This window comes from Chromobacterium sp. FG89 (genome assembly GCF_057808735.1).
Window position 1 is genome coordinate 13,809 of sequence record NZ_JBMDIQ010000034.1, and the last position, 13,069, is coordinate 26,877.

The window sequence follows — 13,069 nt, forward strand, 5'->3', positions numbered from 1 at the left end:
CACATGTCGTACATCAGCAAAACCATCACTTCCGCCCATAACGACGAAATCAAGCAATTGGCGCGCCTGGCGCAAAGCCCGCGCGAACGCCGCAAGCAACAGTTGATGTTGCTGGAGGGCATTCATCTGACCGAGTCCTGTCTGGACGCCGGCATCGTTCCCGAGCGGGTGTATCTCAACGAGGCGGCGCAAGCGCATCCTGAGGTGCAGGCCTTGTTGCGGCGCCTGAGCGCGCCGACGGTCGTGGTCACGGTGCCGGAAGCGGTGTTGGCCAAGGCCACCGCGCTGGCCAGCGCCGGGGAATTGCTGGCCTTGTGCCCGCGGCCGCAAGCGCGGCCCTGCCCGGAAGCCGCATCGCGGGTGATGCTGGAGGATATCCAGGATCCGGGCAATCTGGGCACCATTCTGCGGTGCGCGGCGGCGGCTGGCGTCAGCGAGCTGATGTTGTCCAAGGGCTGCGTCGACGTCTATTCGCCCAAGGTGCTGCGCGCCGGCATGGGCGCCCACTTCGTGCTCAATATCCACGAGCAGGCCGATCTTTGCGCCGAACTGGCGCGCTACGACGGCCGCAAGCTGGTCACCCATCTGGAAGGCTCGACTTCTTTGTACGCGCAGGACCTGCGCGGACCGGTGGCTTTCGTGTTCGGCAACGAGGGCGCCGGCGTCAGCGCGGAGGCGCTGGCTCTGGCCGATGCGCGGGTGCGGATTCCGATGCCGGGCCACGCCGAATCGCTGAATGTGGCGATGGCGGCGACAGTGTGTTTGTTCGAGCGGGTGAGGCAGCTGGAGACGGATTTCTCATCCTGAGCATTGAGAACGCTGGACTAGGGGGATATATGACTAGGTTCGCGCTGGCGGAGCGCATTCTGCCCAATTATCAGTTTGTCGAGACGCATTCCCGCATTCTGGCCGCCGATGCGGCCTCGACGCTGGACGCGGTGCAACGCGTCGCGCCGGCGGACGACCCTTGGGCGCGGCGCTTCATGGCGCTGCGCGAACTGCCCGGCCGCCTGAGCGGCGCCTTGCCCGGCAATCGTCCGCCGTTCGGCATGCACAGCTTCACGCCGCTGGCGCGCGACGGCGATAGCGAATTGACGCTGGGCCTGGCGGGCGCCTTCTGGCGCGCGGACTTCGGCCTGCGCGAGATCGGCGGCCTTGAGGATTTCATGGCTTTGAATGAGCCGGGCGTGGCCCGGCTGTTGCTGAGCTTTCACTGCGAAACCGTTGCCGAGGGCGTGCGGCTGTCGACTCAGACCCGCGTGCATTGCCCCGACGCGGGCACCCGTTGGCGTTTTGCGCCGTACTGGTATCTGATTCGTCCGGTCAGCGGCCTGATCCGCCGGCGCATGCTGCGGCAGGTGGAGCGGGCGTTGTTGCGCGATCCGGCAAGGGCTTGAAGCCTTGCGCATGAAAATTGAGTAGCGTTTGATTTTTATTTTGCCTGGTTTGCTTTATCATGCGCCGGAGATATTTAAACGGCAAATTGAAACAAAGGAAACCAGCACAGATGAATGAGGCCGCGCTTGATTCTTCCTCATCCCGCTTCGGCGGGCTTTCTTCTTTTCTGCGGCAGCAGTGGGCCACCATCGGCCTGGTGCTCGCCAATCTGATCGTTTACGTCTGGATGGGCGCCTCGGGCGTTTCCTGGACCGAGCCCGATCCCGAGCAACTGGTGAGCTGGGGCGCCAATCTGGCGCCGTTCACCCTGGGCGGCGAAAGCTGGCGGCTGTTGAGCAGCATGTTCGTGCACGGCGGCGCCATGCACCTGCTGCTCAATATGTATATGTTGCTGCTGATCGGTCCCTTGGCGCAGAAACGCTTCGGCGGCATCGGCTTCTTGGCTATTTATCTCGCCACCGGTCTGGCTGCGGGCTTGGCCAGCGCCTGGTGGCATGGCACCCATCCGGTGACCAATCTGCTGATGCAGAGCAGCATCCGCCTGGTGGCCAGCGTCGGCGCGTCCGGCGCCTTGATGGGCCTGGCCGGCGCGCTGTGCGTGGCCGGCCTCAGCGACGCCGACATGGGCGGCTCGCAGGGCAAGGCCTTGGCGCAAGTGGTGCTGTTGAACCTGGGCATGGGTTTCATGGTGTCCGGCGTGGACCAGGCCTGCCATATCGGCGGCTTGTTGGCCGGCCTGCCGCTGGGCGTGCTGGGGTGGCTGAGCCTGCGCCCGTTGCGGCGGCATTTGATGTTCGCCGCGCTGGCCGGCGCGGCGGTGGCCGGAGCGCAGCCGGCGAGCCAGGCGCTGGGCTCCGAGGAACTGAGTGAAATGGCGGCCAAGGTGCGTCAGCAGCGGCAGGAGGAGTTGGAGCAGGCGCGGCTGGAGGCGGAGAAAGCCCGGCGCGTGGAGTTGGCGCGCAGCGAGCGGGCGGCGCGGCCCAAGCCAGTGAGCCGGGAGCAGGCGGCCGGCGTGGAGATTCCGCTGAATCTGAGCGGGGTGTACGGTTCGGGCGTGTTGAGCGCGGATGGCGCCCGCCTGTATCTGGTCGACACCGAGCAAAACAGCCTGGAGGTGGTGGACCTGCGACAGCAGCGGCTGGAGCGCAGCATTGCCGGCCCCAAGCTGTTGGTGCCTAAGAATGCCATTTGTGGCCAGAATCTGTGCCGTGGCATTGGTGCCTGGTCGGTGGCGCTGAGCTCAGACGAGCGCTGGGCCTTGGTGCCGGGGATGGCGAACGACGCGGTGGCCTTGGTGGATTTGCGGACGGGCGGCATCGTCCACCGTTTCGCCACCGGTAAATCGCCGAGCCAGGTACTGTTCAGCCGCGACGGTCAGCGCGCCTATGTGATCAATGCCGGCGACAATACCTTGAGTACCCTGGATTTGGCGCAGCGCCGTGTCATCGGTCAGCCGGTGCGCTTGGGCGAGCCCAGTCAGGAAGTGGGCGCGCGCTTCAACAAACCGTTGCTGCGCCTGAACACCGTCGGCGACAAGCTGTTGTTGAGCGATGCGCGCAAGGACACGCTGCAATTGCTGGACCTGCGCTCGATGCAGCCTAGCGGCAAGCCGCTAAGCTTGCCCTCGGACGCGCTGGATGACTGGGCGGCGGACCCGGCCGGCAATCTGTGGTGGCCGACGCGTGGCGATGTGATGTGGCAGTATCAAGGCGAGCCGTTGGCAGCGCGTCAGGCCTGGCTGCATTGCAAGGCTGAGGGTTGGCAGAAGCTGGCAGCGAGCCCGGACGGCGCCTGGTTGGCCAGCCACAAGGACAGCGGCGGAGCGATCCGCTTGCTGAGCCGCCGCAGCCTGAGTACCGTCGGCGTGTTCCCGGTGAGCTCCATGCCGCGGCAGCTCTTGTTCAGTCGCGACGGCAAGACCCTGTTGAGCGTGCACTATCACGGCGTGACGATTTACACCTTGGACAAGAGCATGGATGCGGCGGCCTATGTCGCCGAGAACGAAGAGGCGTATTGCAATGTGCGCACGCCGCAGCAGATGGCCGCGGCGAAAGAGCGCCTGCGGCAGTCTGGCTGGCCGATGCTGCCTTGACGTGGCCGTTCCGTTACTCCAGCGGGATGTAGACTTCGCCGCGCATCAGCGGCCTGGCGGTGCGGGTCATCACCACTTCGCTGATGGTCCAGCCGTATTCGTCCGAGTGGCCCAGCACCGCTTCCACCGTTTGTCTGCCGCTGGCGTGGCTGAAGGTCAGCGGCATGCCGCGCACCGGCGCGCCGGCCACTTGCTGCGGCAGCGTGCCTTCGGTGGCGCAGGCGCAGGCCAGCGCGATGGCGCCGGTGCCGGTGTAGGCGTGGTGCAGCGAGCGGCCGGAGGTCAGGATGCGGGCGTTGATCTGGCAATCCTCGTCCCGGCTTTCCGATAGCAGGCTGATCCGCGGCGAGCCGGGCCGTTCCCGCCGGGCGGCGAAAATGTCGGGCGCCAGGCCCATGACCACGGCGGCGATTTCCCGCGCCCACTCCAGCCGGTGGCGCGCTGTCTCAGGCAAGGCCGCCATTTCTTCGTCGCCCTTGAGGCCGAAGTCCCGGGCGCGGACGAACACCGTGGGATTGCCGGCGTCCACCAGGGTGGCTTCCACCCGGCTGCCGTCCGGCAGCGTCAATTCGTCCACCAGCTTGCCGGTGGGGTAGAGTTCGCCGGAGCTGCCGCCGGCCGGGTCCAGGAAACGCAGCCGGATCGGCGCGCCGGGAAAGGCGACGCCGTCGATGCGGTAGTCGCCTTGCCAGACCGGCTGGCCGTGCATGATTTCCAGTTCGGCGACGATGCGCTTGCCGACATTGGCTTGCCAGATGCCGATGGAGGCCACGCCGTCGCGCGGCTCCACCAGTTTTTCCATCACCGCGAACAGCGGCACCGCGGCGCTGAGGTTGCCGCAGTTGCCGGACCAGTCTATCAGCGCGTGTTCTATCGACACATGGCCGAACAGGCAATCGACGTCGCAATCGTCGCGCCGCGACGGGCTGAGTATCATCACCTTGCTGGTGCTGGCCCGGCCGGTGCCCAGGCCATCGATCTGCTTGCCGTGCGGGTCCGGGCTGCCGATGGCGCGCAAGAGCATGCGTTCCCAGGAGGAGGTGTCCTCGGGCAGCGCGTCGGCGCGGATGAACAGACCCTTGCTGGTGCCGCCGCGCATCAGCGTGGACGGCAGACGGTAGATCGCGGCCATGTCAGTGCGTCTCCAGTTGCTCCTTGCGGACGGCGATGGCGCGGGTCCGGGCGCGATCTATCGCTTCCGGCAGCGTGCGCTTGTCTTCCCACTGGCGGGCGATGCCGCCGGCGTCCACCGCCAGCGCCGCGTCCAGCAGCGCGGACAGGTAGTCCGCCTGCGGATAGGGCCGGTCGTGGAAGCCCAGGCGTCCGCGCGCGTCCGCGCGGCAGGCGTCCAGCATCAGCAAGAAGCGTTCCGGCCGCCGCAAGGCGTCGGTTTGCTTGAACAATCTCAATATTGTGCTTGGCTTCAATTCGAAAGCACAGTGTACTTTGGTATGGCTCAACAGCGTGACGCGCGCCAGGTCGCGGCAGTCGGCCGGCACCCGCAAACGCTGACACAGCGTCAGCAGCGGGGCTTCGCCGGCGGCCTCGTGGCCGATGTGGCGCGGCAGCACGTCCGCCGGCGTCAGCGCCTTGCCCAGGTCATGGGTCAGCGCGGCGAAGCGCGCCGCCAGCGGCAGGCCTTGCTCGGCGGCGCAGTCCAGCGCCCGCATCACGTGGTCGCCGGTGTCGATTTCCGGGTGGTGGTCGGCCCGCTGCGGCACGCCGAACAGCGCGTCCAGCTCCGGCAGCACGCGGGCGAGGGCGCCGCAGGCGCGCAGGACCAGGAACATGCGCGACGGCCGCTCCTCCATCAGGCCCTTGGCCAGCTCCTGCCACACCCGCTCCGCCACCAGGGCGTCGGCTTCGCCGTCCGCCACCATTTGCCGCATCAGCGCCATGGTGTCCTCGGCCACGGCGAAGCCGAAACGGGCGGCGAAGCGCGCCAGCCGCAGGATGCGCACCGGGTCTTCGGCGAAGGCGGGGCTGACGTGGCGCAGGACGCCGGCCTCGAGATCGCGCCGGCCGTGGTAGGGGTCGATCAGGCTGCCGTCCGCCGCCTCGGCGATGGCGTTGATGGTCAGGTCGCGTCGGGCCAGGTCCTGTTCCAGCGTCACGTCCGGCGCGGCGTAGACGGCGAAGCCGTGGTAGCCCTTGCCGGTTTTGCGCTCGGTGCGCGCCAGCGCGTATTCCTCGTGGGTGTCCGGGTGCAGGAATACCGGAAAGTCCTTGCCCACCGGCTTATAGCCCAGCGCCAGCAGGTCTTGCGGGCTGGCGCCCACCACCACCCAGTCGCGGTCTTTCACCGGCAGTTTCAGCAGGCGGTCGCGCACGGCGCCGCCGACGATATAGCATTGCATTGATCCGTTTCCCGTTCAGCGCGCGATCTGGCGGCGGTAGGCGGACATCTGCAGATTGAATTCCTCCGCGCCCAGCAAGGCCGGCGCCAGCGCTTCCAGCGCCGTGGGGCTGAAGCCCAGCAGAGCGGCGGGGAAGGGCTGGTCGCTGACATTGTCCACGCTCAGCGAGCGCACATTGTCGCGGCTGATCAGCGCGGGACCGGGCAGGCATTCCATCAATGCTGCCTGCAGCATGGCCAGGCCCTGCGGCAGCGCGATTACCGGACGCGGTTTGCCGATATGGCGGCCCACCAGGCTTACCAGCTCGGCCAGCGTGTAAACGCCGGGGCCGGCCAGGTCCAGGCTTTGGCCGATGGCGGCGCGGCGCGACAGGCAGGCCGCCACCGCGTGGGCGACGTCGCCGGCCCAGATCGGCGCGAAGCGCGTCTTTGCGCCGGCCAAGGGCAGAAAGGGCGCTTTGCGCAGCAGGCCGGCGAACATATTGAGGAAGCTGTCGCCGTGGCCGAACACCACGGACGGCCGCAAGAGGGTCCATTCCAGGCCGCTTTCGCGCACGCGCGCTTCGGCGCGGCCCTTGCTTTGCTGGTACAGGCTGGGGCCGCGCTCGTCGGCGCCCAGCGCGCTGATGTGGATCAGCCGGCGCACGCCCTGGCTGCGGCAGGCCGCGATCACCTTCTCGGTCAATTGCACATGGGCTTTGTCGAACTGCGCGGCGCTGCCGTGCAGGATGCCCACCATATTGATCACTGCGTCGTGGCCGGAAATCAGTTGTTCCAGCGCTTCCGGACGGTGGATGTCCGCTTCCACCAGCTGCGCGCCGGGCAGCACCAGCAGCGAGGCCTTGGCGCGTTCGCGCCGGCGGGTGGCGATGGTCAGCTGGCAGTCTTGTTCGGTCAGCCGTTCTGCGATGTAGCTGCCGATGAAGCCGCTGCCGCCGATGACGCAGATGCGTTGGTAAGTCATGGGTGAGGTCCCTTTCTTATGGTACTTGTGGGAGTGGGCTTGGTCCGCCGCGAGGGGGACCAAGCGGAGGTTCAGCGCGCCGGCACTACGCCCATGCGGTTCTTCAAGGAGATGTTGGCGTGGCCGAAGGTGCTGGAGTAATAAGCGGCGTTGGCCATCACTTTCTGCACGTAGTCGCGGGTCTCGGTGAAGGGGATGGTTTCGGCATAGATGGTGCCGTCCAGCGTGCGGTCCGCCTGCCAGGCGCGCGCGCGCCCCGGGCCGGCGTTGTAGGCGGCGGTGGCCATCACTTCGTTGCTGGACAAGCTGTCCAGCACGTAGCGCAGATACCAGGTGCCCAGTTGCACATTGGTTTCGATGTCGTTGACCGCGTATTGGCCCAGGCCGATTTTCTTGGCCACCCATTTGGCGGTGGCCGGCATCAGCTGCATCAGGCCGGAAGCGCCGACGCCGGAGCGCGCCATGGTGATGAAGCGGCTTTCCTGGCGGATCAGGCCGTAGACCCAGGCGTCGTCGATGTCCAGTTGCTTGGCGTAGCGCTGGGTGACGTCGCGGTAGGGCGTCAGGTAGCGCAAGGAGTAATCGTGTTCTTCCTTGGTGCGTTCGGCGCTGTAGATGGCCATATCGTAGAAGCTGGCGCGGCGGCCCACTTCGGCGGCGGCCAGCAGTTCGATGTCGCTGCGGTTGCGCATCGCCCAGCGCCATTCGCGCTGCGCGTCGGCGCGGAACTCGGGCTTGACGTGGCGTTCGGCCAGCTCCAGCAGCGCCAGCGCGCGTTTGATCGCCGGCTCCTCGCTCATCTGTTTGATGTCGTCCTTGGCCGGGCCGCTTTTGCTGGCCGGGGTGGACAGGCTGTTGCCCAGTTCTTCCAGCGACAGCAGCGCGTAGTAGTTGTGGCCGATGCTGGCCTGGCTGAACAGCGGCGTCGCCTCGTTCTGCCGGCCCAGCTGTTGCAGCGAGCGGCCGCGCCAGTAGCGCCAGGCCGGTTTGGCGCTGACGGTGACAGGCATGGCGCGGATGATTTTCTCCAGTTGGGTCCATTGCTCCAGGCGCAGCGCCGAGCGCGCCCACCATTCCCATTGCTCGGCGGTCAGCTGGTCGGCGTCGGCCTTGTCGAACCACTGCAGCGCTTGCGCCGCCTGCTGTTTGCGCGCGGACAGCAGCGCCAGTTGGCCCCAGGCGAAGCCGGCGCGTTCCTTGCTCAAGGACTTTTCGTGATCGAGCAGTTTGCCCAGGCCGTTGCTGATATTGGCCTTGCCCTTGATCACGATGTCGTAGACCGCCGCTTCCTGGCCGCCGGGGGTCGACAGATCGGCGTTGGCCGGCTTGCTGAGCGCGGCGTTGTCCAGCGGCAGGCCGGTGTTGGCGGCCAGTTGGCGCGCCTGGCTCAGGTAGTTGCCGGCCAGGAGCAGGCGGGCGCGCTGCCACAGCCAGTCGCGCTTCACGACGCCGCGGCGCGCGGCCTCGGCGATCAGGCGGTTGCAGCCTTCCGGCAGCGGACGGCTTTCCAGGAAGCGGTCCAGATCCGTCGGCGCCTTGCCCTGATTCAGCTCGTTGAGCTGACCGTAGCAGCTGGATTCTTCGTCCCGGCCTTCCGGCGGCAGTTTTTTCCACTCCGCGGCGAAGCGGCTCCAGCTTTCGCGCGCGGCCAGTTTTTTCAGCCATTCGTTGCGCACGCGCTCCGGCATCAGGCCTTCGTCCACGCGGGCCAGGAAGTTCTGGGCCGGGCCGTCGTCGTCGCCGTCCAGCGCCTTGAGCGCCAGCCAGTAAGCCGGGTAGTCCTTCAAGGGGTAGTTGGACGGCATGCCGCCCGCCAGGCTGGCCAACTGGCCCAGCTTGTTGCCGCGAAAGGCGTCGCGGGCGGCGATCAGTTCGTCGTCGGCGCCTGCGAAGGCGGGCAGGGCGGCCGTCAGCGCCAGGCTGAGGGCGAGCATGCGGCTGGGGGCGGTGAATGTCATAGGGTTCATGATCCGGTTTCGTCTTTATTATCCGGCGCGGGGCGCCGCTTTGGTTCAGACCCGCGCGCGGCGGGTAAATTCTTCGCGTCCTATTTGCGCCAGAAGGCCGGCGTGAACAGGATCAGCAGGGTAAACACTTCCAGCCGGCCCAGGAGCATGGCCAGGCTGCAAGTCCATATCTGGAAGTCGGACAACGACGCGTAGTTCGACGCCGGTCCGACCACGCCGAGCCCGGGCCCGGCATTGTTGATCGAGGCGATCACCGCGGTGAAGGCACTGAGAAAATCCAGGCCGCTGGCGATCAGCGCGAAGCTTAGTATCACTATGCACATGCAGTAGACAAATATGAAGCCCATTACCGACAGCATCACGTCTTGCGGCACCACTTTGCCGCCGATTTTCACCGGACGCACCGCCGCCGGATGCAGCAGCCGCGTCATTTCATTGACGCTTTGCTTGCTCAGCATCAGGGTGCGCACCATCTTGATGCCGCCGCCGGTGGAGCCGGAGCAGGCGGTGACGCTGGACAGGAACAGCATCCACAATGGCACGAAGATAGGCCAGCGCGCGTAGTCCACGCTGGCGAAGCCGCTGTCGGTGGCGATGGAGATCAGATTGAAGCTGACGTGGCGCAGCGCGGTGGGGAAGTCGTAGACGCGGTGGGCCCACAGATAGGCGCTCATCGCCAGAATGCTGCCCAGCAGCAGCCACAACATGGCCTTGGCCTCCGGGTCGCGCAGATAGGCGCGCAGCGAGCGCTGACGCAGCGCCAGGAAGTGGGTGGCGAAGTTCATCGCGCCGACTATCATGCCGAAGCTCAGGATCAGTTCCACCGGCAGGGAATCGAAGGCGCCCACGCTGCTGTCCCGGGTGGAGAAGCCGCCCAGGGACAGCGCGGCGAAGGCGTGGCACACCGCGTCCAGCCAGCTCAGGCCGGCGGCTTTCAGGGCCAGGGCCACCGCCAGCGTCCAGCCGCTGTAGACCAGCCACAGGTTCTTGGCGGTTTCGGTGATGCGCGGCGCCAGCTTGCTGTCCTTCATCGGTCCCGGCGTTTCCGCCTTGTACAGCTGCATGCCGCCGATGCCGAGGATGGGCAGGATGGCCACCGCCAGCACGATGATGCCCATGCCGCCCATCCAATTGAGGAAGTGGCGCCAGAAGTTGAGCGAGGCCGGCAGGGCGTCCAGGCCGCTGATCACGGTGGAGCCGGTGGTGGTGAGGCCGGACATCGCCTCGAAGAAGGCATGGCTGAAGGACATGTCCGGCCGCGCCAGCATGAAGGGGAAGGAGGCGGTGATGGCGAAACCCACCCACAGCGTGGTGACCAGGATGAAGCCGTCGCGCGGCTTCAGTTCGCGCTGGTAGCGCCGGGTGGCGGACCACAAGGCGAGGCCGATGGCCAGGCCGGCCACAGCGGCGGTGACGAAGGTGTCCAGCGCGCCGTCGCGGTACAGGATGGAGACCAGCGCCGGCGCGAGGAAGGTGCAGGAGAACAGCATGATCAGCTTGGACAGCACATAGAGGATGGCGAGTATCTTGCGCATGTCTCAGTCCCGCGGCTGGTAGAACTCGAGCGGCAAGCCGTCCGGGTCCGCGCAGAAGAAAAAGCGCGCGCCGGTGTATTCGTCCACGCGGACATCCTCCACCGCCACGCCCTCGGCCAGCAGGTTTTGGCGACAGGCGGCGAGGTCGGCGCAGGCGAAGGCCAGGTGGCGCAGGCCGCAGGCTTCCGGCCGTGTGGGGCGCGGCGGCGGCGAGGGAAAACTGAACAGCTCCAGCTGGCCGCCGCCCGGCGCGGCCAGGTCCAGCTTCCAGGACTGGCGTTCGGGGCGCCAGTGCTCGGCCAGGATGGGCAGGCCGAGGACGCGGTGGTAGAAGTCGCGCGAGCGGGCGTAATCGGAGGCGATGATCGCCACGTGGTGCAGGCCGGTCAGATGCATGGTCACAGAAAGCCCAGTTTGACCTGAATGAGTTTTTCCACCTGGCGGATCACCCGGCGGCGCGACAGGAAGATGATCAGATGGTCGCCGTTTTCCACCGTCAGATCGTGGTGCGCCATCAGCACCTGTTCGCCGCGGATGGCCGCGACGATGTGGCTGCCGTGCGGCATGTCGATCTGCTCGATGCGGCGGCCGGTCAGCCGCGATTGCTGCGCGTCGCCGTGGATGATGACTTCCATCGCCTCCGACGCGCCGCGGCGCAGCGGATGCACCGCCTCCACGTCGCCCTGGCGGATATGGGCCAGGATGGAGCCTATGGTGGACAGGTGAGGCGAAATCACGATGTCGATGCGGTGGCCTTCCAGCAGGTCCACATAGCTGGTGCGGTTGACCAGGGCCACCACCCGGCGCGCGCCCATGCGCTTGGCCAGCAGCGTGGACATGATGTTGTCCTCGTCATCGTTGGTCAGCGCGCAGAACACGTCCATCTCGTCCACGTTCTCGGCGTCCAGCAGCTCTTCGTCGGTGGCCTCGCCGCGCAGCACCAGCGCGTGCTCCAGCCGTTCCGCCAGCCATTGCGCGCGTTCCGGCCGCGCTTCTATCACTTTGACGCTGAAATCGTTCTCCAGCAGTTTGGCCAGCCGGTAGCCGATATTGCCGCCGCCGGCGATCATGATGCGCCGCAAGGGCCGCTCGCTGAAGCGCAGCTCCTTGAGCATGGCCTGCACGTGCTCGCGCGCGGCGACGAAGAAGACCTCGTCGCCTTCCTCCAGCACGGTGTCGCCGTCCGGCACCAAAAGCGTGTCCCGGCGGTGGACGGCGCAGACGCGGCAATCCGCGTCCGGCATGTGTTCGCGTATATGGCGCAGCGGCATGCCCAGCAGCTTGCCGCCGGAGTGGGCGCGGGACACCACCAGTTGCAGCTTGCCATCGGCAAAGTCCAGCACTTGCAGCGCGCCGGGGTAGGCGAACAACTGATAGATGTGGTCTGTGACGATCTGTTCCGGACAGATGGCGGATTCGATGCCGAAGTGGGCGAGCGGATCGCCGTGCTCGGATTCCAGGTAATCGCTGGAGCGGATGCGGGCGATGCGGGTGGGGATGTTGAAACAGGCTTCGGCCATTTTGCAGGCCACCAGATTGGTTTCGTCGTCGCGGGTCAGCGCCAGCACCATGTCGCTGTCCGCCGCGCCGGCATCGGCCAGCACCTGAGGGTGGGCGGCGTTGCCGGCCACGGTGCGGATGTCCAGCCTGTCCTGCAGCTGTTTGAGCCGCGCGGCGTTTTGATCCACCACTGTGATGTCGTTGTTTTCCGAAAGCAGGTTTTCCGCCACATTGGCGCCGACCTGTCCGCCGCCGAGAATCAGAATCTTCACCGCGTTGGCCTGATTGTTGGTTTGTTTATGCAATTTTAACGGTTAGCGCGGCCGCTTGCTTGTCGATTAAAAAAGCAAATCAGCAGCCTTGCCACAATCAATTAGACGAATTTGCTCTCAGCTATCAGAATGCATCCATCGATTTATTAAACCTGTCAGTCAATCCAAACAAGGAGTCTCGCCATGTTGCAAAACCGTGAAGGCCAACGCGTACCGAATGTCACTTTCCGTGTTCGTGACAACAACGAGTGGAAAGATGTCAGCACCGCCGAACTGTTCGACGGCAAAACCGTAGCGGTGTTTTCGCTGCCGGGCGCGTTCACCCCCACATGTTCCTCCACCCACCTGCCGCGCTTCAACGAGCTGGCGCCGGCCTTCTTCGCCAACGGCGTGGACGCCATCCTCTGCGTATCGGTCAACGACACCTTCGTGATGAACGAATGGGCCAAGGATCAGGAAGCGCAGAACCTGGTGATGATTCCGGACGGCAACGGCGATTTCACCGCGGGCATGGGCATGCTGGTGGACAAGCAGGACCTGGGCTTCGGCAAGCGCAGCTGGCGCTACTCCATGCTGGTGAAGGACGGCGTGGTGGACAAGATGTTCATCGAGCCGCAAGAGCCGGGCGATCCGTTCAAGGTGTCCGACGCCGACACTCTGCTGGACTACGTCAATCCCAGCGCCAAGAAGCCGGACCAAGTGGTGGTGTTCTCCAAGACGGGTTGCCCGCATTGCGCGCGCGCCAAGGCGGTGCTGAGCGAAAACGGCTACGACTTCGTCGAAGTGCCACTGGACAACAAGGTGCGCGGCAAGGTGCTGGGCGCCGTGGCCGGCAAGATGACCGCGCCGCAGGTGTTCATCAACGGCCAACTGATCGGCTCCGCCGACGAAGTGGAAAAGTACTTCTCCAAGTAAGCCTCAACCGTGTTCGTCCCCGGTGGCTCGGGCCCTGATGCCACCGGAGTTGTTGCGGGCCGGATGCTCC

Annotated in this window: 11 protein-coding genes; 4 read left to right on the forward strand and 7 right to left on the reverse strand. The window is 66.0% G+C overall.

What is annotated here, in order from left to right; translation table 11 throughout:
* The first annotated feature begins 3 nt into the window (after positions 1-3).
* The 3 genes from ACODRW_RS22775 (at position 4) to ACODRW_RS22785 (ending at position 3,490) form a co-directional block, all read left to right on the forward strand.
* The gene (locus tag ACODRW_RS22775; protein ID WP_227103699.1) at positions 4-807 is read left to right on the forward strand and encodes a TrmH family RNA methyltransferase; all 804 of its coding nucleotides are present in this window, start codon (positions 4-6) and stop codon (positions 805-807) included.
* A gap of 29 nt (positions 808-836) precedes the next feature.
* A complete protein-coding gene (locus tag ACODRW_RS22780; RefSeq protein ID WP_488878085.1) occupies positions 837-1,397 on the forward strand; it encodes a hypothetical protein in 561 nt (186 codons plus the stop codon).
* Positions 1,398-1,507: 110 nt separating this feature from the next.
* A complete protein-coding gene (locus ACODRW_RS22785; RefSeq protein WP_488906744.1) occupies positions 1,508-3,490 on the forward strand; it encodes a rhomboid family intramembrane serine protease in 1,983 nt (660 codons plus the stop codon).
* A gap of 13 nt (positions 3,491-3,503) precedes the next feature.
* Here the strand turns inward: ACODRW_RS22785 and ACODRW_RS22790 are convergent, their stop codons facing one another.
* From ACODRW_RS22790 to trkA, 7 genes are all read right to left on the reverse strand, one after another.
* The gene (locus ACODRW_RS22790; RefSeq protein ID WP_253315413.1) at positions 3,504-4,622 is read right to left on the reverse strand and encodes a 2-methylaconitate cis-trans isomerase PrpF family protein; all 1,119 of its coding nucleotides are present in this window, start codon (positions 4,620-4,622) and stop codon (positions 3,504-3,506) included.
* Position 4,623: 1 nt separating this feature from the next.
* Complete coding sequence (locus ACODRW_RS22795) at positions 4,624-5,847, reverse strand: multifunctional CCA addition/repair protein (protein ID WP_253315414.1); 1,224 nt, start codon at positions 5,845-5,847, stop codon at positions 4,624-4,626.
* 15 nt (positions 5,848-5,862) lie between these two features.
* The gene (locus tag ACODRW_RS22800) at positions 5,863-6,810 is read right to left on the reverse strand and encodes a complex I NDUFA9 subunit family protein (protein ID WP_107799454.1); all 948 of its coding nucleotides are present in this window, start codon (positions 6,808-6,810) and stop codon (positions 5,863-5,865) included.
* A gap of 71 nt (positions 6,811-6,881) precedes the next feature.
* On the reverse strand, positions 6,882-8,777 hold the full coding sequence (locus tag ACODRW_RS22805) for a lytic transglycosylase domain-containing protein (RefSeq protein ID WP_488906745.1): 1,896 nt from the start codon (positions 8,775-8,777) through the stop codon (positions 6,882-6,884).
* Positions 8,778-8,857: 80 nt separating this feature from the next.
* Entirely contained in the window at positions 8,858-10,312 is a 1,455-nt protein-coding gene (locus ACODRW_RS22810; protein WP_227103684.1) for a TrkH family potassium uptake protein, read from the reverse strand.
* Positions 10,313-10,315: 3 nt separating this feature from the next.
* Complete coding sequence (gloA2, locus tag ACODRW_RS22815) at positions 10,316-10,708, reverse strand: SMU1112c/YaeR family gloxylase I-like metalloprotein (RefSeq protein ID WP_488906755.1); 393 nt, start codon at positions 10,706-10,708, stop codon at positions 10,316-10,318.
* Between the two features lie 2 nt (positions 10,709-10,710).
* The gene (gene trkA, locus ACODRW_RS22820) at positions 10,711-12,084 is read right to left on the reverse strand and encodes a Trk system potassium transporter TrkA (protein ID WP_107801804.1); all 1,374 of its coding nucleotides are present in this window, start codon (positions 12,082-12,084) and stop codon (positions 10,711-10,713) included.
* Positions 12,085-12,267: 183 nt separating this feature from the next.
* Between trkA and ACODRW_RS22825 the strand changes: the two genes are divergently transcribed.
* Positions 12,268-12,999: a glutathione peroxidase gene (locus tag ACODRW_RS22825; RefSeq protein WP_107799452.1), complete on the forward strand. Its 732-nt coding sequence runs from the start codon at positions 12,268-12,270 to the stop codon at positions 12,997-12,999.
* Positions 13,000-13,069: the final 70 nt, after the last annotated feature.